At 40.9% G+C, this 23,593-nt stretch carries 22 protein-coding genes; 12 read left to right on the forward strand and 10 right to left on the reverse strand.

Annotated elements, in window-relative coordinates; genetic code table 11:
* The 9 genes from VF06_RS40855 to VF06_RS42730 all read left to right on the forward strand — a co-directional run.
* Positions 1–189, forward strand: a 189-nt coding sequence (locus tag VF06_RS40855) for a hypothetical protein (RefSeq protein WP_180267922.1), incomplete at its 5' end; no start/stop codon positions are given.
* On the forward strand, positions 176–382 hold the full coding sequence (locus VF06_RS16595) for a hypothetical protein (RefSeq protein WP_099069989.1): 207 nt from the start codon (positions 176–178) through the stop codon (positions 380–382). The genes VF06_RS40855 and VF06_RS16595, both read left to right, overlap by 14 nt.
* On the forward strand, positions 369–575 hold the full coding sequence (locus VF06_RS16600) for a hypothetical protein (protein ID WP_099069990.1): 207 nt from the start codon (positions 369–371) through the stop codon (positions 573–575). The genes VF06_RS16595 and VF06_RS16600 overlap by 14 nt, the downstream gene beginning before the upstream one ends.
* Positions 576–607: 32 nt before the next feature.
* On the forward strand, positions 608–757 hold the full coding sequence (locus VF06_RS40860; RefSeq protein WP_180267305.1) for a hypothetical protein: 150 nt from the start codon (positions 608–610) through the stop codon (positions 755–757).
* Positions 747–1,109 (forward strand): hypothetical protein, encoded by a 363-nt coding sequence (locus VF06_RS16605; RefSeq protein ID WP_099069991.1) that lies wholly within the window; start codon positions 747–749, stop codon positions 1,107–1,109. Before VF06_RS40860 ends, VF06_RS16605 begins: the two co-directional genes overlap by 11 nt.
* The gene (locus tag VF06_RS16610; protein ID WP_099069992.1) at positions 1,106–2,377 is read left to right on the forward strand and encodes a hypothetical protein; all 1,272 of its coding nucleotides are present in this window, start codon (positions 1,106–1,108) and stop codon (positions 2,375–2,377) included. Before VF06_RS16605 ends, VF06_RS16610 begins: the two co-directional genes overlap by 4 nt.
* Positions 2,378–2,639: 262 nt before the next feature.
* The gene (locus VF06_RS16615) at positions 2,640–2,936 is read left to right on the forward strand and encodes a hypothetical protein (RefSeq protein WP_099069993.1); all 297 of its coding nucleotides are present in this window, start codon (positions 2,640–2,642) and stop codon (positions 2,934–2,936) included.
* The gene (locus tag VF06_RS16620; protein WP_244918054.1) at positions 2,923–4,080 is read left to right on the forward strand and encodes a site-specific integrase; all 1,158 of its coding nucleotides are present in this window, start codon (positions 2,923–2,925) and stop codon (positions 4,078–4,080) included. Before VF06_RS16615 ends, VF06_RS16620 begins: the two co-directional genes overlap by 14 nt.
* 37 nt (positions 4,081–4,117) lie before the next feature.
* Positions 4,118–4,240: a hypothetical protein gene (locus VF06_RS42730; protein WP_257207521.1), complete on the forward strand. Its 123-nt coding sequence runs from the start codon at positions 4,118–4,120 to the stop codon at positions 4,238–4,240.
* Between the two features lie 358 nt (positions 4,241–4,598).
* On the opposite strand, the gene VF06_RS16625 is transcribed toward VF06_RS42730, so the two are convergent.
* The 5 genes from VF06_RS16625 to VF06_RS16645 form a co-directional block, all read right to left on the reverse strand.
* Positions 4,599–6,350, reverse strand: coding sequence for an ABC transporter ATP-binding protein (locus VF06_RS16625; protein ID WP_099069994.1), 1,752 nt, complete (start codon positions 6,348–6,350; stop codon positions 4,599–4,601).
* A gap of 209 nt (positions 6,351–6,559) precedes the next feature.
* A complete protein-coding gene (locus VF06_RS16630) occupies positions 6,560–8,458 on the reverse strand; it encodes an ABC transporter ATP-binding protein (RefSeq protein WP_099069995.1) in 1,899 nt (632 codons plus the stop codon).
* A gap of 756 nt (positions 8,459–9,214) precedes the next feature.
* Positions 9,215–9,925, reverse strand: a complete 711-nt coding sequence (locus VF06_RS16635; protein WP_099069996.1) for a GDYXXLXY domain-containing protein — start codon at positions 9,923–9,925, stop codon at positions 9,215–9,217.
* A gap of 158 nt (positions 9,926–10,083) precedes the next feature.
* Positions 10,084–11,505, reverse strand: coding sequence for a DUF2157 domain-containing protein (locus tag VF06_RS16640; protein WP_099069997.1), 1,422 nt, complete (start codon positions 11,503–11,505; stop codon positions 10,084–10,086).
* A gap of 373 nt (positions 11,506–11,878) precedes the next feature.
* Complete coding sequence (locus VF06_RS16645; RefSeq protein WP_099069998.1) at positions 11,879–13,153, reverse strand: acyltransferase family protein; 1,275 nt, start codon at positions 13,151–13,153, stop codon at positions 11,879–11,881.
* Positions 13,154–13,703: 550 nt separating this feature from the next.
* Between VF06_RS16645 and VF06_RS16650 the strand changes: the two genes are divergently transcribed.
* The 3 genes from VF06_RS16650 (at position 13,704) to VF06_RS16660 (ending at position 16,550) form a co-directional block, all read left to right on the forward strand.
* Positions 13,704–14,669, forward strand: coding sequence for an RsmB/NOP family class I SAM-dependent RNA methyltransferase (locus VF06_RS16650; RefSeq protein ID WP_099069999.1), 966 nt, complete (start codon positions 13,704–13,706; stop codon positions 14,667–14,669).
* 223 nt (positions 14,670–14,892) lie between these two features.
* On the forward strand, positions 14,893–15,675 hold the full coding sequence (locus VF06_RS16655; protein ID WP_099070000.1) for an ABC transporter permease: 783 nt from the start codon (positions 14,893–14,895) through the stop codon (positions 15,673–15,675).
* A 302-nt stretch (positions 15,676–15,977) separates the two neighbouring features.
* The gene (locus tag VF06_RS16660; protein WP_099070001.1) at positions 15,978–16,550 is read left to right on the forward strand and encodes an ABC transporter permease subunit; all 573 of its coding nucleotides are present in this window, start codon (positions 15,978–15,980) and stop codon (positions 16,548–16,550) included.
* A gap of 40 nt (positions 16,551–16,590) precedes the next feature.
* Here VF06_RS16660 and VF06_RS16665 read toward each other — a convergent pair whose 3' ends face one another.
* From VF06_RS16665 to VF06_RS16690, 5 genes are all read right to left on the reverse strand, one after another.
* A complete protein-coding gene (locus VF06_RS16665) occupies positions 16,591–16,938 on the reverse strand; it encodes a carbohydrate porin (protein ID WP_099070002.1) in 348 nt (115 codons plus the stop codon).
* Positions 16,939–17,315: 377 nt separating this feature from the next.
* Positions 17,316–18,800, reverse strand: coding sequence for a CIA30 family protein (locus VF06_RS16675; RefSeq protein ID WP_099070003.1), 1,485 nt, complete (start codon positions 18,798–18,800; stop codon positions 17,316–17,318).
* Between the two features lie 282 nt (positions 18,801–19,082).
* Positions 19,083–20,993: an iron uptake porin gene (locus VF06_RS16680; protein ID WP_244918055.1), complete on the reverse strand. Its 1,911-nt coding sequence runs from the start codon at positions 20,991–20,993 to the stop codon at positions 19,083–19,085.
* 494 nt (positions 20,994–21,487) lie between these two features.
* On the reverse strand, positions 21,488–22,645 hold the full coding sequence (locus tag VF06_RS16685; RefSeq protein WP_099070004.1) for an MFS transporter: 1,158 nt from the start codon (positions 22,643–22,645) through the stop codon (positions 21,488–21,490).
* Positions 22,646–22,788: 143 nt separating this feature from the next.
* A complete protein-coding gene (locus tag VF06_RS16690) occupies positions 22,789–23,397 on the reverse strand; it encodes an FMN-dependent NADH-azoreductase (RefSeq protein ID WP_099070052.1) in 609 nt (202 codons plus the stop codon).
* Between the last annotated feature and the right edge of the window lie 196 nt (positions 23,398–23,593).

Genomic DNA, 23,593 nt, shown 5'->3' on the forward strand with positions numbered 1-23,593 from the left:
CCGCTTTCCGAATTAGTAGTTGAGGTTGCATCGTTAATTGCTGAAATTAACCAGCATCCTGAGTACGAAGAGATAGAGAAAAAAGGCTACGAATCGAATGCATCAGTCGGGGATGCCTACCAAGCGATGGTTGACCTGAACTATGAAATCTGTCAGACAGAAAAGAAGGTCAACGATGAGCAAGTTTAACTGGAACTTATACGCTGCTTCCTTTGAGGCACTCGTCGAACGTGGCGCGCCCCCGGAAAAGGCTGAGGCAGCGTCACAAGTTGTTGCCAAAGACGACGGCACAAAGGACAACTTTGGCAGAACTGCCGAAGACCAGCAAGCGGTAAACGACATCCTTGAATATCTGCAAGAGGAAAGCGATGCCCAGCAGTAGCAGCATTCCTCCCGACTGGTATCAGTCCCAGGCAGAACTCGCCGCCCAAGAACTCGACTACGACTTACATCTAGCCGTCTGCGAAGCCGAAATTAAACAAGGCATCGCCGCCAGCTTGGAGCCAATGCCCGAACCAGTGCCAGACAACTCCGTTTACAACTTCAACGCCATCATTGACGGCTTACTCGACTAACCAACAAGCCCCCGTAATTGGGGGCTACATCCATGAAAGAACCATCAAAACTAACTTCTGCTTTGGGGGAAGCAATGGGAGCGCTGATTATTTTGTTGTTACTAATGCCCCTGGCGGCCTTGTCGCTGAGAGCCACTGTAGATATTGTTCGCGTTAACTGTGAGGTGAACCGTGGAAGATGAACAGCCCAAAATCATAGTTGAAGTTCCCAGCGATCGCGGCTACTCCCCACTCCCTACTCCCCAGTCCAACAAACTGGAGGAATTTAAGAAGGGGTGGATAAACGCGATCACACTGCCCGATAATATCCCCGACTTAGCTTATGAGCTTACTTCCACTGTGGTGATACCCGCCTTATTCAGCAGTCTTTGGGTAACACTGCCACTACCTGGATTTCTCCGGCTGGCAGTGATGGCAGTGATGGCGACAACTGGAGTGATGACAATTTACTTTTACCAAGCCGTTCCAGAGGTCAAAGATGTTTTGTTGTTGCGTGTTGGGTTAATGGCAGTGGGAGTGTTAATTGGAACATGAGCAGTGATTTGCACCCTTCCCAACTCCACCAGCAATTGCAAATATACGCCCGTGCCAACTGGTCATCCTGGGGAGCCTTGATTCTCAGCTGTGGCTTACTGTCTTTGGGGGTATCGCTCCAACCCCAAGCAAGGCAGTACAAACCCTGGATACTAGCAGCAGCAGTCGTTTCACTAGAGACCGGGCGACGGCAAAGGCACATTGTTAAACAACTTTCTAAAAGCTTGGGTGACATCGAGGAGACATCACGGATGAACTTTCAAGCATGGGTGAAAGCCCAAACCCAACCCACAGCACAGTTAGCACTCGCAGTGGGTACTTTTGACGCCAACTGGCAACCAGAAAACCTGATTAGTGACCCGGTTGAGTACGTCAACAAAGTACAAAAACACGTCGCCCTCGTGGGCGGGACTGGGGACGGCAAATCAACCCAGGCTCAATACTTCTCTACCCGCATTGGTGGCACAGTCATCGTTTATGATGTTGATTCAGCCAAAGGCGATTGGGCTTGGGTTGAGCCACAAAACCTAATTGGGGACGGTGGACTACCAGAGGTCAACACCGCGATGCAGTCAGCCCTTGACCACTTAGAAGAGATGAGGGTTTACCGCAAAGAGGTATCAAAGGACATCCCCCAAGAACACGCCCGATTCTACATTGCTGAAGAATTCCCAGTGTTGGCAGACTGCGATAACGCCCCCCAGTGGATTAAACAGCACGCCAAAGTGGGAAGGAAGCGCAAGCAGTTCATTATGGCTCTCGCCCAAAATGACACAGCTGCTAACTTCGCCCTTGAGGGTGACGCAGATATCCTTGACACTTGCTTTGTGCGTATTCGTTTGGGGAAGAAAGCCCAGGATTATGCCAGGTCAACGTTGAAAAACACTCAGCTAGAACAGTGGCTAAAAGCAGGTGGTAAAAAGCGTTTCATGGTCGATGATTACCCGTGCGAACTAGATTTGGGATTGTGGCAGCCAAACGCGATGCCTGCGGCGGGCTTTGCCAACGCACTTCCCCAAACCTCCAGCCGGGGAGATGAACAGGAGGGATCGCCCCAAACAGCCCTCAACGAATACGAGCAATTTATCCTTGACTGGGGTAAACAGCACCCTGGCGAACTTTTAAAGGCCAGAATCCTGCTGCAATCTAGCCGGTTATTCGAGGGTATGCAGCCAGATGAAGTGCGAATCATCTTCGCTTCTATGGCTGACAGGGGTTTGGGGGAAGTGGAGGGAAATGGCGATCGACTCGGCTGGAAGTGGTCGTAGTATTGTCTACAGTTTGTCTACAGTTCGCCTACACTTTGCCAACACTGCTTTAGGGGCGAATTAGTTGGACAGTCTCCAATCCTGCCAGTTTTACTGGAGACGACTTTCTCCCCGTCACCACCCCATCAACAGACCGTCTACAGCGTCTACAATTTTTCAGCCCCAAAAATTTGGGTGTAGACGCTGAAATATTGAGAAAATAAAGGTTTTGGCGATTGTAGACAAAAATTTTAAAAGCTAAAAATTGGGATTTTAAAGGGAAATGTTTGGTTTTAAAGGGTCATCTGAAGGAATCGAACTCATTCTAGAAAAAATATCTAGAAACGAAAAAACACAAGAACTAACTCATAAGCAAGTTCGTGCTTACGCAAGATGTTTGCTTAATTTAGTGCCGCACATTCATCACCTCGGCTGTCAGCAAGAAACAGAAATTACTGCTTTATTTGCATCGCTTTCTTCGTCAGGATTACCCCATTACGATAGGTCTTTTTTAGCTTCAAGTGCATTGAAATTATTAAAGTCCAGTCGAGAAGAATCCGCGCAAAATGAAAGCTTCTGACATCAAAATTATGGACAAAATTGATGAGCTAATTAGTGCAGCCAACATTCGCTTAAAAGAGCAAAGAATCAGCATCAGCATTGAAAGGCACGGTGCTTGGCTCCGGCTGCGCGGCACCTTCCCCCCCAAGCCAGGGGCAAAACAAGATAGACCCAGCCGCCAAAGAATTTACCCAGGCATCAGCGCCACGCCGGAGGGGGTGAGAGTAGCAGAAAAGGAAGCTTTCAAAGTTCGCTTATCTTTGGACGAGAAGAATTTTGATTGGCAAGTTTACACTCGCCATAATAATTGCGATGACCGCTCGCCCAGCACCGTGGGCGAGTGGATTTTATTGTTTGAGGAAGATTACTTCAACCGCCGTCGCAAAGACAACCAAACTCTAACTACTTGGCGCACAGAATACCGAGCGGTTTTTCGCAGGCTGCCACCAGACGAACCCTTGAATGCAGAAGTTTTGAGGCAGGCGATTCTCGCGACTTACCCGGATACCAAAACTCGCCGGCGATTTTGCATCTGCTTGGGGGCTTTGGCAAGATTCGCCAGAGTGGAACTCGATATTACGCTGCTCAAGGGAGATTACAGCCCCAAGCGGGTCACCCCGCGCCAAATCCCAGACGACGAGACGATATTAGAAAACTTTTATAAAATCTCTAATCCCTCGTGGCGCTGGGTCTACGGCATGATGGCTTGCTACGGCTTGAGAAACCACGAAGTATTTCGCGTGGATTTGGAAGCTTTTGCAAATTCCCATATCTGCACCGTGCTAGAGGGGAAAACCGGCAGCCGGAGAGTTTGGCCTTTTCATCCAGAATGGGTGGAAGAATTTGATTTACACGGCTTGCAAGTTCCCCCGCTAAATCTAGAGCGGTCAAATGCCAGTTTGGGCGGAGATGTCAGCCAACATTTTCGCAGACAGTCAATCGACTTTGCGGCTTATAATTTGCGCCACGCCTGGGCAATTCGGACTTTGGAATACGGACTAGAGAACTCGCTAGCCGCCCAACAAATGGGGCATTCCCTCGAAGTGCATTCAGAGTTGTATCATCATTGGATAAGCGAAAAGCAACATCAACGAGCTTTTGAACTGTTGTTAAAACGCGCCGACCGCCCGAAACCACCTTCTGTCAATTTTTCTAAGCAGTGATTAATTTCTTTTATGTACCCGATGCGCTTCAAATCCAATGCCAGCAAGAGTTTTAATCAAAAGCTACCAAATAGCCGAGCGCCGATCGCGCATACCTTTTTGGGCTGAAAATCCTCGTGTCACCAGTTCAAGTCTGGTTCCTGGCATAGATTACAGCTAAAACTGACACAAGAAACTCTGACTCATTGATACAAAAACTGACACAGAGTGAATTAACCACCAAATAATGAGCATTACAGATCAAAGTCTGGTTTGTGACGCTCATTTTTTGGCGATCGCAGTGGTGTAAAAGTGGTGTAAATAAGCCCTCGTTTTGATTATCATTATCTTATAAAGTTTGGGCAGATTAAATGTAAAACAAAAAAGTATTGTAACAACAGAATAATTTGGGAAGAGCTAACTTTGAATCTTAGATAAATTCAATAATCAAACCAGTTAATAAAAGCGGCGTTGACAACCATGCCCAAAACTGCAAAACGAAACAAGGATCGAGCAAATTGATTTCGATTCACGACAATTCAAGCTTCGTCTTGCATACTAATTAGTTTGGCGTAATAACCATCCTGGGCAAGTAGTTCGTCATGACTACCAGCCTCCACAATACGCCCTTGTTCAAGTACGTAGATTTTATCTACATAACGTGCCGCCAACATCCGATGAGAAACCAGTACCGTAGTAAGTCCATTCCTGAGTGCTGGCAATTGCGACAGAACTAAAGCCTCAGTTCTGGTATCCAGAGCAGAAAAGCAGTCATCCAGCAGCAAGATGGGGGTTTGGCGAATCAGCCCGCGAGCTAGGCTAATTCTTTGCTTCTGCCCACCTGATAAAGTTACCCCACGCTCACCAATCAATGTGGATAAACCAGCACTAAATTTGTTAATTGTTGCTTCAAGCTGTGCATATCGGGCAGCTTGCCAAATGAATTCGGGCGGTCGGTCTGGTTTATCGAAGGAAATGTTATCTGAAATTGGTGCAGCAAACAGAAAAGTATTTTGAGGAACATATGACAGGTTTTGGCGCAGATGTCTCAACCCGATGTCTCGTAGATCTTGCCCATCTACTTTGATTTGTCCGCTATTAGGCTCCAATTGTCTGGCCAGTAAACGCAACAAAGTAGATTTGCCAGAGCCTATACGACCGATGATGGCAATCATTTCGCCAGGGCTAATATTCAGGGATATCTGCTCTAGAACCAGACGCGATGATTCTCCAGCACTAACTGGGTAACTATATGACAGATCTTCAACTGCGATTTTGCCATCGATCGGCTGGGCTGATAAGCTAGTGGGAGCATCTTGAATCTCTGGCTTTTCATTCATAATCTCAAATACTCTGGTTGCAGCTGTACTGGCATTGAGCAAAGTATAGACAACAAAGCTGCTCTCCTTGATTACCCCAAGAACCATAGCCAAATAAAAGATGAAAGCTGTCAGCGTGCCGACGCTCATTTGCCCAGCCAATACTTGGCTTCCACCCACGCCAACAACGATTAATGTCATCAAACCACTACCCAGCACAATGGAAGCAGTGAGAATAGCATTCAAATCGATCAACTTTTGATGAGCTAGCGCATAATGATTTGACACGCTTGTAAAATGACTAATTTCACGCTCTTCCTGGGCATGAGACTGGATGGTACGGATACCCTTGAGGTTTTGCTGTACTGTTTCTGTCAACTTACCAAAACCTGCTTGCACTGCTGCCGATGCCAACAAAATACGCCCAGCTAAATACCAGCTGTTAACAACCATCACTAGCAGTAAAGGAATAAGCAACAATGTTAACTGGAGTGACTGTTGTACCATAAAAATCGGGGCAATCAACGCCACACCGATGATGCTCACCAGTCGATGTACAGCAGAACGAAAAAAGCGACGAATGGATTCCATATCATTAGTCGCTCGTGCCATTAAGTCACCCAAATGATAGTTTGCATAGAAACCATGACCAAGGGTCTGTAAGTGTGCATAGAACGCTTGCCGTAAATCATAAGATATATAAATTGAAATCAGCGCATTCTTGCGACGACCAAAGTGCAGGATCGCAAAGCGTACAACTGTCAAACTAAGTATCGCCAGAGTCGGTAATAAAATGTTCTTATCCTGTTTTGAAATCAAATCAATACCGACTTTCAAATAAATAGGAATAGCAGCTTCAACAAGATGAACAATCAAAAGGGCTATTACTGCTATTAACCACTGAAAACGATAAGGTTTAAAGTAGTGAAAAACTTGTGAAAATGCAGTTAAATTACGTAAATTTGATTTCATTTTTCCTCGGTCAGCTTCAGTTTAATCCGGCTATCTAGAGAAATAAATATTTGGATTAGATTTTGTGGAATTATTCAATCACACTAATTTACATACAATAAGAGTTACATTTTGAAATTATCATTCAAATACAGTTAGCAATTCAGCTTAGTTAAGATTAATTTTTTGTACAAATGTATTTTGGAAAAATCGCTTTAATATTAGACATCTTAAGTTAGGCAAGATGATGCATTTTCACGTCCACCCTTGTACAATTGCGCTTCATAAAGAGTTTTATAAAAACCATTACGAAGCATTAATTCCTTGTGGTTTCCTATTTCCACTAGTTGACCATGATTTAAAACTACAATGCGGTCTACTCTGCGGATAGTCTGTAATCTATGGGCAATGATGATAGAAGTTCTGTTGGCTGTTACTTTCTCCAAAGCAGCTTGTATAGCAGCTTCGGTTTTCGGATCGATACTAGCAGTGGCTTCATCCAGAATCAGAATTTCAGGATTTAGGGCAATGACACGAGTAAACGCTAATAACTGGCGTTGTCCTTGTGATAAATTTTGGCCGCGGTCTTCCAATACTGTATCAAAGCCTAATGGCAAGGCTTCAATGAAATCTAGGGACTGTATCAATTTAGCGGCTTGTCGCGCATCTTCCAGTGTGATATTTGGATTACCTAAGGCGATGTTGTCATAGACAGTACCAGGAAACAGATGAAAGTCTTGAAAGATGATACCTACACGCCTACGGAGTTGTGCAGGATCTATCTGCATGATGTCGATGCCATCTATGAATAAACTGTTTTCAGGGACATCGTAGAAACGACAGATGAGCCGCGTCAATGTTGTCTTGCCAGAACCAGTGGGCCCGACGATGGCAATGTTTTCTCCTGGTGCCACAGAAAGACTGAAGTGACGAATCACTGTTTCGCTGTTTTCATAACAAAAATTCAGATCGCGAAACTCAATCAGACCTTGCAAACCTTCAGGTAAGGGTATAGGTTGCAACGGCACTGATAAAGATTCGTTCCAGTCCAACAGCCCGAATATGCGTTCGCAGGCCGCCGCTGCTCGGAACACGGCATTTGCTTGATCCCCTAAAGCTACAATCGGACGGAACAACATATCGCTAAATTGCAAGAACAACACCACCGATCCCAGGCTAGTAGTGTGGTTCAGTACGTGTTGCCCGCCTAACCACAGGATACTAGCGATCGCTAAATAGGATATGTTGTCGACGATCGGATTGTATACAGTCTCCGCCATGATAGCCTTTGTCTCCGCTACCCGATTGGCTTGGTTAATATCAGAGTACTGTTGAAAGCTCAGTGCTTCTCGCCCCGACATCTGCACAATTTCAATCCCTGATAAGTGTTCGTGCAAATGCTCGTTGAGACGCGACAAAGTGGCACGGATGACCTGATAAATCGAACTAGAATAACCTCGAAAAATGACGATTACACCCGCCACAAACAACATCAAAGGTGATAGTTCTACGGTAAGCATCGCATCCAAAGACAACATTACGCTGAAAGCAACAACCAATGGAATCAATTCTCCAGCCAACGCACCGACACCAGTCAAAAGTTCAGACAAACTCTCGATATCGTTAGCGATGCGGGTCAATACCTGCCCGACCATAACGCGATCGTAAAAAGCAGATGGCAAATGCTCGACATGGGCAAACAAATCGCGACGCAAGTCACTCAAACCCAACAGTGCTGCATAAGACAGCTGAGAGCGGAAGGCATACCCAAAGCCAGACCACAGCAGTACCCAAAGTAAACCAACAAGGGCGGCAGCAATTATTTGGTCGATGTTTAGTGTGGTTGCTAACCATTGGATTAATGCCGTTTGTCCATAATCTGGTAAATCAGTCCGGTAATTATGCATCAAAATACCGTCCACTACTACCCGGCTAATTACAACTGGTATCAAAACGGCAGCTGTAGCCGAAAGCATTGCAAACAGCAGAGCTAACGCAATGCGCCAGCCATATGGAGCCATCCAGTGCCGCAGTCGCCAGACATTGCTGACAAAGGAGTTACGCTTATCGGTTGATACTTCAAAGGGGTCAAGCCGACCAAGAGTGTTAGAGGTCTTTGATGATGTCATAGTTTGATCCCCAGGACTTCGGTATTCACAAATTAGTTCGCTCTTCTGTAGAGATTAGGACTTACGCACGAGTCACGGAAGAACGTAGACGCGGAGCGGCTTACCGTAGGCTACCACAGAGGCACAGAGTTCACACAGAAATGAGAGTTTGAGAGATATTTTGCGTAAGTCCTGATTTGTGACTGCTTTAGAGGTTGCTTTTAGTGGTGGCAAAGTTAGTTTTTCGCTAGGTTATGTAATCATTATTTTTTTGATATATTTGCTACTAAAGTAAATATGTAAATTTACTGTATAATCGATCGGAGGCAGGGGGAAGAGGGGACTGGAGGTTGTGGTTTTTCTCCCCTGCTCCCTTCCCCGTGCTTTTTCATTCAAGATGAAGCTGATATTTTACTTCTTCTATTTCCTAGTAGTTCGCCAAGTCAACTTAGCTCTTTAAAGGGTAAAGGGTAAAGGGTAAAGGGGAAAGGTTTTAAATCCCTTACCCTTTTCCCCTTTCCCTTTCCCCAGCCCTCACCTAGCAAAGTTAACTTGTCAGACTACTAGTGCTTGTTTTAGTTACTGGAACCACTTTTTAATAAAGTACTGTTAGTCGGTCAATTTATAGTATTTTGATGAAGCTTAATAGTCTCATGAACCAGAGTAAAAAGCAAGTGTCCGACTATAGCATAATCGGACACTGATAACGGTTATATCTCGCTTGAATACCAAGATAGGCTATCTGGAAATCCTTGACTAACAGGAGAGTGTAATAACCTAAAAGCGATAGTTGCGATCGCGTACCCACATACTAATTGGTAATGCGTTACCCTGGGGATCGACTTTGGCCTTCACCACGATGGGAGGTACTTGTCCTCTTCTGGCGCGTTGGGCTTGCAAGTCGTTTCTAATTTGCTGGCGTTGGTTTTCAGGGATGTAATATTTTTCTAGGCCGTAGTTGACGGAACCATCCTGATAGACACCTCTTAAAGATACTTGATTAGCTCTCAGAGAAGTGGGGCGTTCGCTACTGACTCTTAACGGTCTCCAAGCTGTAGGAACACCACGACTAAAAGATGCTTGCTCTTGTAAAGTTACGTAGATGTTGGTTCCCTCAGGCAATCTTCTACCACTTCCACGGCCTTTGCTGACTATGGTCTGCCAACCAGGGAGTCTGCTCAAATTAGCAATCCGAGAAATGTTATAGTCTAACTCTAGAGCGTTTCCTTGTACAACGTCATTAGGGTTTACTGGCGCAGTTTGCAAAATCACCGTCTTACCAGTCATGTCTGTATAAAGCGCTTGGGCTGGTACTGCCATAATGAACGCAGTTTGTACTGCTAATGGTGCTATTAAGCGCCAAATAGGTAAGGGCTGATTCGATTTTTGTTCCGTAGCAATCAAGTAATCCCGAAAAGTGACTGTTTTGGAAAATTCAGCTTCGGGAGACAAGGATTTATTTTTAGATTCAGAAGAATTACTACTCATGAGCGTAGTCCTAAAAAGCAGGGGGTATTGAGGAGGACAAAATTAACGAAATTAGGACTGACGCAGAGAAACTTTAACAATTTTAGATTTTTGATTTTAGATTAAAGAAAAAATCTAAAATCCAGAATTTATTCTGAATTGGTGAATTCTTTCTTCCACTACTTTTGACTTGTAGACTTAGATGTACCGCTTTGGCGGCGTTCAAACCAAAGTCCACCACTAATTAAAGCCGAACCGCACAACACAAAGACCAGAGACTTAAATAGTAAGTCGGTATCATACTCTTGTACCCGACTGATAACTTGGAGTGTTACTAACAGCATACCGCCCCAAAAGGAACTTCTGTTGTTCAATTTCAATCCTTCTTGAATTAGTCCCCAGGCTAATGTTGCCAGAAGTACATTGAAAATAAAAATTCCAAGTTCATCAACTCGGCTGATAGTTTGATGCCAAAAAGGTACTAAGGCAATAAACACCAGAAAAGTAGTAATGACAGCAGTGGTAAAAATCACTTCGCGGCGGGGAGGATTATTTCTTTGACGCAGCAAAAATAACCATTGCAACACCGCTAAGCCGCTGAGAATTCCCAAATCAATTATCGGCAGAGACTCGAACAAATTCGTCAAAGTCGTTGGTTGATTAGAGCTATAATCTGGAGAATCCCACACCCAACGGAAAGATAGGACATAGAAGACTAGACCAAAGCTAATCAACGCTAAATTACGAGCTAGGGATTGAAACAATCTGTAATTTATGGTTGGAAACAGCAGATCGTCATAACTCCAGAATAATGCAGGTGGCAGTGCAAAAGCAAAAGAAGCCACCCAAGGAGCTATATCAGCATAATTTAGCAGTGGGAGAGGATTGAGGTTGGCTTGCAAGGAGCTAGCAAACACGAAGGCTGCTAGACCAAAAATCCAACGCGATCGACAGAAGTAAGCCAAGGGTACAAACACTAGCCATGCCAACAAAGGCATGTGCTGTACCAGCAGTCGCGACCAAGTTACTTCACTAGAAGAGTACCATAAATCTTCTAGTCCCGTCCAATAGCCAATTTCCACAAGGATAATTGACAAAATTCCTAAGGAATTTAAGAACAGACTGTAGGCTAAGACTGCAACACCAAACCCCCAAGCGAGAAACAATTGGGAGATTGAACCGCTAATGTTGAACATCTGGGCCATCAGCAGTAGATTTGCGCCTAAAATGAAAGCACTTAAAATGAGCAAACCCTCTCCCAGTAAGCGTTTGCTTTGTTGTGGCTTCTTGGCGTCACGTTGTCTCCAAGTGTAAAAACCAGTTATGGCGGTTGTAAAAAACAAACTCATCAGGACAATAAACTTGACTTCTCGCGAGCCAGATTGCCAGTTTGCTGCTACAAAAGTAACTATGCCCAAGCATAAAAGAATGCTGCCTATGGCGATCGCTATTGCAATAAAGCGATCGCGTGCAGCAGCGTCCAGGTTTTTAAATTGGTAACGTTCTTCTATCCGTTCGTACTGCGAAGAACTAATTATTCCTTCATCCCTCCATAATTGTGCTTCTTTGCGTAATTTTTGCCTAAAATTATCTAAGAACATGACCTTCTCCGGTGCAGTGGGGTAGCTTGGCCATTGCATTCCCAATGGCGGTCATTATATTTTGAGTATGATGCCAAAAGTCTTAATTACACTGTTCTTATGTAACAATTTTAGTTGTATTCCAATACTTAGATCGCTATCGAGTTCTTGGTGAACATCAACTTTATCCCCATCTTAAAAAGTATTTACAATTTTGCTGTCACTGGGTCGATCAAATTTATAAGTAGCAATTTTTCATGCAAACTTAACTTGTTTGCTAATTTAGTTAATCCAGTACTTTTAAGATAAAAACTTTTTACAATAAGTATATTATGTATATTTTTAGTATTATTGAACTTTGTTTATCGCAACTTTATAATATAATGATTTAAATTTATTTGTTAATAGAGTTTGGAAAAACTAGAACCTGAGCTAAACGTCTACCAAGTCTATGTGTTGGAATTTCTATATATTTATAACTAAACCAGCTAATTATCAGAATCGGAATAAAAATGGCTAGTGCACCCAAAGTACACATAAAATAAGGCTGTTCAAGATATTTAAAGTTAAAATTAAATAATAATTTAAATAATTTTTCTATCCATAATCTACCCCAAATGATGAAAGGTTCGTTCAACAAATATATAGAGTATGAGCAGAGTCCAATCTTAGCAATAATATTCTCTATAAATCCTATATTTTTTCTATCAATAATATATATTTCTATTAATGAAGCAAACAAAAATATAATGGCAAAATTACCTACTATCTCCAAAGGCTTATATTCGTGAGCAATTATAAATAATACTAAAAATAATAAATGGTGTTTAAAATTAAAATTTAATACTTTTTTGTTTTTAGATAAAATAATTTCAGCTAAATATGCTCCTATTACCCAAGTAAACCAATAATTTAAAGGCAATCTTTCAAATATAGTTAAATTGCTGATTGCATCTTTAATTTTAGTTGATAAATGTACATGATTTCCTATACTACTTATTTGCTTATCTAATTCTAAAGCAAATGGAGAATAAAATAGATTAAATACGAAGATTGCCAATGTCGCTTTAGCTATTTGCAGCTTATTTCTCAGTATTAAGAATAAAGGATAAATCATGTAAAGCTGGAATTCTATCGCAATACTCCAAAAAGATGGATTGATTCTCCATATTAACAATTCACTAAAGTTATGAATTAAGAACAAATGACTAACAAAATAGATAATACTGTCAATATCTATCTTCAAAGGAGTATCAAAATCTATTTGAAAAACAAAGCTAACGAAGCTAAAAAGTAACAAGGCTAATAAATATATTGGATAAATTCTAAAAAACCTTTTTATAAAAAAATCTTTGACAAAAATATTAAATCTAAAAACAATACCTTTTTCTTCTAGGTTTAGAGTATATCTTAGAAAAGATAAATGTATACAAAATCCAGAAAGTATAAAAAATACAGGAACTCCGAGATATCCAAACTGATAAGGTGAGAAGATAACAAATGCTAAGTTAGGAATTTTAGAATAATCTCTAAAATTACCTGAAACAGGAAATTGATCTCGATCGAATGTATAACAGTACAAATGAAAAAGAAAAACTCCGATAATTGCTAAACCACGAATTATGTCGATCTGTAGGAGTTGAGATTTTAATTTTGACTGTGTTTGCATTATAAATTTTTATATAAAAACGGTGCAAAATTCCAGGGTGATGTTAAAGGGCTGAAATCAGCAGTGGTTACAAAAGTTATGCTAAAGACTTGATGACCAACTTTCAATTAATCACCAGGTAATATGTCTGCTATAGGGTTTATAATTGACATGATTATCAAAAACGTAAGCCTGATTGAGTACTATAAAGACTGAAAAACCATGTTTACGAGTAGTGTTGAAATAAAAAGCTCTCTATTTATTGAGATTATTTATTAATTAGTCAAACTGATAATATACGAAATAATCTGCTTGAGCAACTATGTTTTTATAATTAAAAGCTATCAAAAATCAGTTTATTATAAACTTTAGATATAAATATAGGACTGATGGATTGACAAAGTACTAATACCGTTTCGCCTTAAGATTGATACAGATGGCAGGCAAGGAGAGCAGGGGAAGTAAGAAAAGTAATTTGTATCAATAATTGCGTGAAATGCTATAAGACAGTATTCGCAATTTTTAAAAGTTTGTTTAGAGATGATTAAAAATTTTTATTATATATATCTACATGGAAAAACCTTCTAATTTATTACTTAAACTCTCGCGACGCTTGTTTACAAATCTAGATGAGCAAGAAAAATTTGTTGAGGCGTTAATAAATCCTCAGCCGTTTCCATCTAGCATTCTTTGGTGTCAGGAAAAACCAGAAGTTTCACCTTTTACTGTGGAAACGCCAATTTATTGGCAACCGCAATTTATAGACCGTTTACAGTTAGGAGAAAAACCCGGTCAACATCCACTACATGAAAAAGGATATTTTTATTGTTTAGATTTTTCTTCAGTGTTTGCTGCTTCCACTTTATTAACGATTCCTCAGCCAGTGGATTTAATTTTTGATATGTGTGCTGCACCAGGAGGGAAAAGTATCTTTGCTTGGAAAGCTTTGCAACCGGATTTACTCATCAGTAATGAAGTGATTGGTAAACGTTTGGGAATGCTAATTTCTAATTTCAAGCGTTGCAATATCAGTTCTAGTACTGTAGTGAATAGAGATTCGAGTATATTTGCCGAGACAATTCCAGCTTCTAGTAATTTGGTAATAGTTGATGCTCCTTGTACTGGACAATCGCTACTTGCTAAAGGCGAAAAAGCACCTGGTTGTTTTCATCCAACTGCTATTAATAAAAGCGCAAATCGACAAAAACGCATTATAGCTAATTCTGCTAAACTCGTTGCACCACAGGGATATTTAGCTTATATAACTTGTACATATTCACCAGAAGAAAATGAGCAAGTTTGTGAGTGGCTTTTGGAACGTTTTCCTGATTTTCAAGCAGTGGAAGTTAGTCATTTAACTAAATATCAATCACATTTAACAACAATCCCTTGCTATCGAATGTTTCCTCAAGATGGATTGGGCGCTGGTGCATTTACAGTACTATTTAAAAATACTAATGAAAATCAAAATCAGAAAATTAATTTAGATGCTATTTCTGCGTTATATATCTACCAAAATATCCAAAAATCTAGTTAAGGAAACTCCGTAAAATAAATTATTATGGTGAAAGTGTTGATTGTTGACTGTTGGTTGTTGAGGAGTTCATAATCTTCCTAGTCTCCAATTACAAGTTCAATATTGGACTCATATTTGATTTTTGTGAAGCTAGGTACAGTTTTATTACTTTTTACCTGTTAAGAGTCTCTACGAATAGTTCTGCGAATCAAACCGGATTTCCATATCAGTTTAGGGGTGCAAGATGCAAAGATATCTGAAAGTACTAAGACTATTTTGGAGTGCGGCGATCGCATCTGAGTTAGAGTATCGCATCAATTTTCTCATAGCTACCCTCAGTAGCTTGGGCAATCTTATCGGTAGCCTTTTTGGACTATTTTTGTTTTATCGCACCGGCTACACTTTTGCTGGCTGGTCATGGGAAGCAGCTTTAGTAGTTCTAGGAATTTTTACCCTATTGCAAGGATTTTCCGCCACTTTTCTGGCCCCGAACTTAAATCGCATTGTCCGTCACGTGCAAGAAGGCACTCTTGACTTTATATTATTGAAACCCATTCGCAGTCAGTTTTGGCTTTCCACTCACACCATTTCACCTTGGGGGTTACCAGATTTAATCTTTGGCTGCATTATTATTGGCTACGCAGGTCAACGCTTGGGTGTAAGCATAGACAAATATTTACTCAGTATAGTGCCTTTATCATTTAGCTTGGTAATTTTATATAGCCTGTGGTTTATATTAGGTTCCATGACGATTTGGTTCGTTAAAATATACAACGTTACTGAGGTTTTGCGTAGTTTATTAGAAGCAGGTAGATATCCAATTACAGCTTTTCCAACTGTTTACCGCTTTTTCTTTACCTTTGTAGTACCAGTCAGTTTTTTAACAACAATACCAGCCCAAGCAGTGCTAAATCGTGGTGAAATTACCTGGTTTATAGGTGCAGGAGGATTGGCACTAGTATTATTTTTAATTTCTACTTGGTTTTGGCAATTTGCCTTGCGATTTTATACTAGTGCTTCGAGTTAGTGGTCACAAACAAGTCAATTAGAGAAATTGTATTGAATTTACTAATCAGGATTTATTTTAGTGATAAATTCTAGGAAAGCTAAGTTTTACCTTTTCTTTGTACTACTCCTATCTCATTGTCAGAATACCTAAACTTGTTTGACTAAGCGTGAAGGAGGAGAAGATATAGGAAATTTTGTAGTGGGAAAAGAGTAATACCAATTAAAATCACTTTTCTATAGCATCGGTAAATGATTTGCCAGACATGCTGCTTTATGCTGTTATCACAGTATTTCCTACATGTTCTCAATGAGAACTGAGGCATGGAAAATAACATGTTTTTAGAATTTTTAGCTAGCCTGCAACGATTATTTGTTGGTTACATTCCAGCGGCTGTATTGGGTAGTTTCATCGGATATTTTATCGCTATGAATAGCATGGTTTATCAGCTATTCAGGCGGATATTTCAGATACCACATAGTATTCCTCCTATAGCTTTACTACCGATTGCTTTATTAGTGTTTAGAGAAAGTGAAGCTGCGGCTATTGTTATTATTTTTTTGGGAACTCTCTGGACAGTAATCATTAATACTGCAATAGGTCTGCGACATTTTCATAGACAAAATAAAAACTTTCGAGTAGCTATATTTCATATCTTTCATGCCCTGAAAGTTGGAATTTGGGTAGCTTGGTTTACAGTAATTGCCACAGAAATGTTGATAGGGCCAAAAGGATTAGGCTTTGTTCTTTGGGATAGTTATAAAAATGGTAATATCGATTCCATAATCGAGACAATACTCTACATTGGTATTATTGGTTTTTTGTTGGATCAGTTGCTAGATTTTGCAGCATCTATTCTCTCGCAAATGGTTTCAGATAATAAAAAATCTTCTTAATTGGATGGTTTGTTGTAAATCCCTGAGGTAATTGAAATATTTAGCGTGATTCTATTTTTGACACTCGTTCCTCTAGTTGATTAACTTGTTGCTTTAGTTCAATCACTAAAGTTGCAAGTCGATCGAACATGGGATCTTGTCGTGATAAATTTTGTCTGGAACCTGTTGATTGTCGTGGAGTAAGTGTTGTTCTTGGCGATGGCGATCGCCCGCCTCTATTTATTTGAGATTCTAGCTGATTTAACCGCGACTCAACACGATTAAAGTCAGCTTCCAAGTTATTCAGCCGGGACTCAATTTGCTGCGATGAAGCAGTACTTGAAAATAGCCCACCCCAGATAATTACTCCTAAAATTACAGCAAGTATTAGCAATTTTATTTTATTCATATATTGCGCTAATCTTAATAACGGAGAATTCAGAATTCAGAATTCAGGAGTCAGGAGTCAGAATTCAGAATAAGCTCATATAGCAGTCTGATTTGATTAATGAACTAATCTGTATAGGCAGGCAAGAGGCAATAGGCAATAGGCAACAGGGTTATAAAAGAGTAAACTGTACGGGATTTTGTTCAAAAATCAAATAAGATTCCTATACCTAAAGTCAGGTCTTCCAATACTAATTACTGAATTCTGACTCCTGAATTCTGACTCCTGAATTCTGACTCCTGAATTCTGACTCCTGAATTCTGACTCCTGACTCCTGACTCCTGACTCCTGAATTCTGACTCCTGACTCCTGACTCCTGAATTCTGACTCCTGACTCCTTATTTATCCTGTTCTAAATTAGAAAATAGCCTCTGCCAATCAATAGAGTTAGCATGATTATTTCCCTCTTTCACCTCAAATGTGACATTAGATGCATTGGCGATTTTTAGCACTTGCACGCAAAGTTCTGCGACATCATTACGGCTGATTTTCCCTTTAATATTATCGCCTTGTTCAAATATTAATTCCTTACCTCCTGCTTCCTCAGTTAAAGCACAAGGTCGAATAATTGTATAAGGAATTCCACTTGACCTTAAACTATCTTCTCCTTTCAATTTCCAAGTTAAAATTCCTCCCAATTGCTCGTTTAATCTTACTGCTGGTGGTTCTTCATCTAAATTAATCCCAGGGCGTCCGGGACGAGTTACACCTGCTGAACTCACAAGGATGAATTTAGGTGAATTTTCGCCGTTATAAGCTTTAATTGATTCTAACTGTAGAGCAAAACCACCTGGGGAAAACTTAGGATTTAAAGCGCCATCATATTCAAACTTGCTCAACATCAGTTGAAATGAGCAAATTCTACTCTGTTCAATTGGCGGTGCATCCTTGACAACTTTTGCTCGAAATACAGGAACCAAATCTTTAAAGGGAATGTGAATATCTACCCAGGTATTAGCTACAGTGTCGAAAGAATAAGCATAGCCAATGCCATCCCATTTTGTATCTGTTCGCAGAAATATTTTATAACGCTGACCGTCACCTTTGACGCGCAATTTCACACCTTCGTCACCAGATAAATTAAATGGTGGATCGAAATTCTTAGTTCTCACAGAAGCAAATCCGCCAGAGTTTGCAGTGGAAACATTGCCAGCAAACAAAGCTGCATTTTCCACTAATTGGATATTACTGGCGCTGACACCACCCATAACGACATCATCCAGCGCTCCCCAAACATCTTTTAATTCTGCTGATGGTTTTGTAAAATCAAATATTAGTTTTTCGTTTTTTTGAGGCAAATATTTCGCTGCGGCTTGGACTAAGTTTTTGACACCTTGATACTCTACATTTTCTGGCGTGTCACCAACAATTTCTGGCTGGTAAAATTTCACACCTTGGTAGTATTTTGCTCTATCTGCCGTGTCTCCCTCTACTGGTTGTACGCGTACTGCGGTGCAACAAATTACGGCTTCAATATTAGCCATAACTACAGGAGTTAAAGTTTCTGGTTTGGTGATATCTGCAACGACTAAGTCAACATCATTACCAAGAATTGACCGTGCTTTGTCAATATCTCTCACCAAAGCCCGAACTTTATAACCTTGTTCGAGCGATCGCTTTACTACTCGTTTACCTAGACCACCTGTAGCACCTGCTACTAATATTACACCCACATTTCTTCCTCCATTGGGTCTATCTTGACGATCCTGAGGACGGCCTTGGATTAATTGCTGTACCCAGTTAAGGAAAGGAATTACCTCAAAGTAAGTCAGGGTTTCGATAAACCTGCCTAAGTCCCATTGAGAACGATTTTTGTCAGTCATATTTGCGTCCTCATAACTTCTTTCACTCTAGCAATTTTGGTGAGTGGGGAGTGGAAGAAATCAGACAGTAGCAAGGATAATGTAAGTCAACAAATTATTTTATCTGTCAGTACTGACGCAAAAATCACCTAATTTCGTCATCACGAGCGATAGCGTAGTTTATTCTTTTTATGGATAAAAATACTCCGTAAAAACCCCTTCGTGACAGTTCAGGTGCTAAATATGTATACTATCGCGATAGTCACACAAGAGGGTTATATTGCAGCTTAAATGCTGATGAGCTTAGAAGGAAAAGACGGTTCGGAGTGTACCTGTAATAATCGTACCGTTGTCTTCTTGATTAGCAGGATTGACAATGGCCTGTACTAATGGCGTGATTCGGATACTGTCGCTAACTGGAAAGTTGTAAAATGCCTCAATATTAGTTTGAGTAGCATTACCAAGTTCATTAGCAATGAAGGGCTGACCAACAGCAATACCGCTTTTAGCACCAGGTACAAACAGATCGGGAAAAGCAATTCCCGCCATCCAATAACTAGGGTTGATGTCACCAAAAGCTGTATTTTTATAGTTGCCATAGCCATAGCGTCCAAAGACAGCAACTCGCTCTGAAAGCCTTAGTTCTAAATTTGCCCCCAAGGCATCAAACTGCCCATTCAGTACACTGCCGCCAGTATACTGGAGACGTAATTTAAAGGCATTAGAAGGTGCGTATTCTAGCTCTACTACACCTTGATAGGGGTCTTGGAACAATCCGCGATCGCTGCGAGCATTGGGGTAGAGGATGTATCCCAGTGAAAAAATGCCAGGAACAAAGGAGGAATTAGAGGAGGTTGGTTCATTAGCAGTTGAAGCCACATAAGCAGCTCGTAGCGTAAACGGACTATCACCTGGATTCCAAGTAATAGCAGCACCACCTCCCAAGCCTTGAACTGGCAAAAGAATATAGTTGTTAATTAATGCTTGAGTTGAAAAATCTGAAAAACTGACGTTGGCGTAACTATTTGAGTCTACATAGTCAGTCAGAGCAATCAAAGGGCCAAAAGAGACCTTAACGTCTTTCAACGGAGAGAACGTATAGTGGAGACGGGAAAGCCCAAATTGTTCCACTGGAGGTTTTGCTGAGTAGTCTAAAACGCTACCAAAAGAAGGTTCTAAGAATCCAGCTGCATTATCATCTGGGCCATTACTACCTATTTCCATCCAAATTGTCAGTAAATCAGTACCACTAAAACTTGTGGTCAAATCTAAGGTGGCTCGGTAAAGCAAGGTAGCATTGGGGTTTTCTGTGGTAATTTCTCTACCCGTCACATCAATAATGCGATCGCCACTAAAGCTTCCCCCAGTCAATGCAAGAACAACTAAACCTGTGAGTTTGGTTGTTGTAGAAAATTGGTTTGCTTCCAAAAAAGAAGTATGAGCTTCTAATTTGTCTACGCGACCCTGTAGCGTGGATAATTCAGCAGCAAATTCTATCTGGAGTCGTTGCAATATAACTAACTCATCCTGGGATACTGATGACATTGTTCCTTGTGCAACTAGCTCATTGACTCGCTCTAAACAAGCATTTAAGGCTGCTGCAAATTCATAACGAGTCATTGCTTTGTTACCCCGGAATGTATTATCCGGGTAACCTGCAATTACACCATAACGCTCGATTAAAGACTGAAGCGCACCGAAAGCCCAGTCCGAGGGCTGGACATCTTTTAGCTGACTCACCGAAGTAACTTGCCCTTCTAAAATAGGTGTTAGCTGCTGGCTAATGTCTTCTCTTGCCTGAACGCTTGTAGTGGGGAAATCAAAGGGTGCAGAAATAACTTCTTTTGATATGTGTATAGAATCTCCCCCTGCTATACTCCTTTGTCTGCTTGCTAATAGTTTTCGGGTATGAAGATGAAGTTCATTAGCCCTATCTTCAGAGCAAAATGTACCCATATTCTTTAATTTACAAAATGCTGCTTTTTCTGCTTGAAAAATCTCTCTATGTTGGACTTTTTCCAAAGTTTTTCCTGCTTTCAATGCAGTAGGTAATATCTCTTTTTGTAACTCGATATCAGTAGTTAGAAAATTTTCCAAAGCTGTTTTTTTAGATATTTTTGCTACGACTAAATTGGAATTATCCACAGCAAGTAGACAAAGGAAACTCAAAGTACCAACAAGATAAAAATTAGGAAGATAATGCCACAAATTCATTTTAAATATCTCTATTTTTGACTTTGGATAACAAGATGATTTAGGAACAGCAGAGAGTATTTGTTAAGTACACAAAGAAAAATATAAAAAAGGATAGTCATCTGTGAGGTGACACAAAACAATATCAAGAGTATTGTATCAAGCTAGAAGTATTCATACCAATTTAATGTAAAGTTGCACTAAATTAGTAACTCTCTATTCTTGGCGCTCTTGGCGTACTTGGCGGTAGCCTCTGTCTTGCCACTTTGCGTCTACGTTTAATTTCTGTGCATCTTCATACAGAATTGGTATCAGAGTTTATGTTTCAATTTAAACACAGTTAATTAGTAGGGCACTTTCAGGGCTTTCAACAAAAAATTTATGACTATTTTGATGCACATACTTGTATCATTGTAATTTTACTAGATGACTTGATTAGTAATAGTTAGTAAAAATATAATCAAATATTTTTAGCTTTATCAGCCGTAAACTTAAATAATCAAGTAGTGCATTGGTTACGTTTTTTGACGCTGTTCTCTAATAATAAACAAACCGGCAAAAGCGACAATTAGCATCAATAATCCGGTAGCACAAACTCCATTCCACTGCCAGATATTCCAGCCATAAGTGCTAAGAAAAGACCCAAGTGCGCCGCCTACAAAATAGAAAGTGATAAACAGAGCGTTTAAACGGCTGTGAGCTTCTTCAGGCAAACTATAGATTAGCGCTTGGTTAGACACTGTAGTTACTTGCACCCCCAAGTCCAACAAGATTACTCCAACAATTAGTCCCCACAATTGATATCCAAACAACCAAAACACTAAGAAAGAAAAAGCAGTCGCAATCAGACCAATGACCACAGCCAGCCTCGGACTTCTCTTGTCTGCAAGTCTACCAGCCATTGGAGCTGCGGCAGCTCCAACCACTCCAATCAAACCGAACAATCCAGCTATATCGCTACCATAGTTATAGGGTGGCTGTTCTAAGAAAAATACAAGAGTGCTCCAGAAAACGCTAAACGATCCAAAAGCCATTGCTCCAGTTAGCGAAGCTTTTTGCAACACAGGTTCTCGAAGCAACTTCAACATAGAGTGCATCAGTTGTTGATAGGACATGATTACTGCTGGCTGACTCTTGGGTAACAAGCAAAATAGAGCAATTGCTAAGACCAGCATAAATCCACTTGCAATCCAATACATCGCCCGCCAGCCAAACTCTGCACCGACAAATCCACTCACAGTCCGAGCTAAAAGAATTCCGATTAACAGTCCACTCATGACTGTGCCCACGACCTTACCTCTGGCTTGTGGTGGTGCAAGTAGAGCCGCAAAGGGAACTGTGATTTGAGGCACGATGGTTGTTGTACCAATGAGCAAGCTGGCGACAATTAACCAGGTAATATTCGGGGAAAGGGCAGCCATCCCCAAAGCCAAAGCAGTTGCCGTTAGCATGGTGACAATCAATCGCCGCCGTTCCAACAGGTCTCCTAACGGGACAATCAAAAGATTCCCTAACGCATAGCCAATTTGACTCAAGGTTGGGATAAGACCTGTATCTTGAACAGACGCATCAAGACTTTGGGCGATCGCTGCCAAGAGCGGTTGATTGTAATACATATTGGCGGCAGCAGCTCCGCTGGTAATTGCCATTAGCCAAACGATGTTGCGTTTCATAGCGATTACATAATAGACAAATGGATCTGAGGTAGCTACAAGGAATGTAGAAAAATTTAAAACTCAGCTTACCTACTTAGATGAGGACTGAAGAATAGTTGATTGTAAATCGCATAGATCGCAACCATTCTAAGTTAATGGGTTTACCAAGTAGTAACTAATTGTTGAATTGCTGTAGAAGCCGCTGCTAAAGACTGTTGTCGGTCTTCAGCCCCCATTGATAAATTCTCTGCATGGATAAACGTAATATCCGTGATGCCGATAAATTCAAAAACTGCTCGTAAGTAGGGTTCTTGAAAATCCAGGGGCCCACCTGAGTAACTACCACCTCGTGTTGTAATCACCAGCACTTTCTTATTTTTCACTAAACCTGAATAGCCATCTGGGCCCACCACAAACGTCCGTTTTACTCGCACGATTTGATCGATGTATGCCTTGAAATTAGCAGGAACGCTATAGTTATACATTGGAATGCCAAAGATATAGAGATCCGCAGCCAGAAGTTCATCAATCAACTCATTAGAAATATTCAGTGCTGCTGCTAACTCAGAAGTGATCCGATCCGAGGAACTAAATGCTCCAGCAATCCAAGATTCATCAATGGGTGGAACTGGATACCGTCCTAAATCGCGGTAAGTGACTGTATCACTATGATGGATTTGTTTCCATGCCGTAATGAATTCTTTAGTTAAGGAACGAGAGATAGAGCGATCGCCCCTCGGACTAGAATCAATATGCAAAATATGTGTCATTTGAGTTCCTAGAGAATTGTGCAAATCTAAACCGCTATAGGGTTCTGATAAACCTGACATTGACAGGCGGCTGAGTGTTTTTATTTTCTAAAGAAAAAACTTTATAAATTAGTATACACATGCCAGCTTGACTTTGTAAAGACTTTTCTTGAGTTTCTCAAGATCGACATAAAGTTCTAGATTGTGTTGCTAAAAC

Origin of the sequence: Nostoc linckia z4, assembly GCF_002608075.1 — a bacterium.
Lineage (GTDB): Bacteria > Cyanobacteriota > Cyanobacteriia > Cyanobacteriales > Nostocaceae > Nostoc > Nostoc linckia.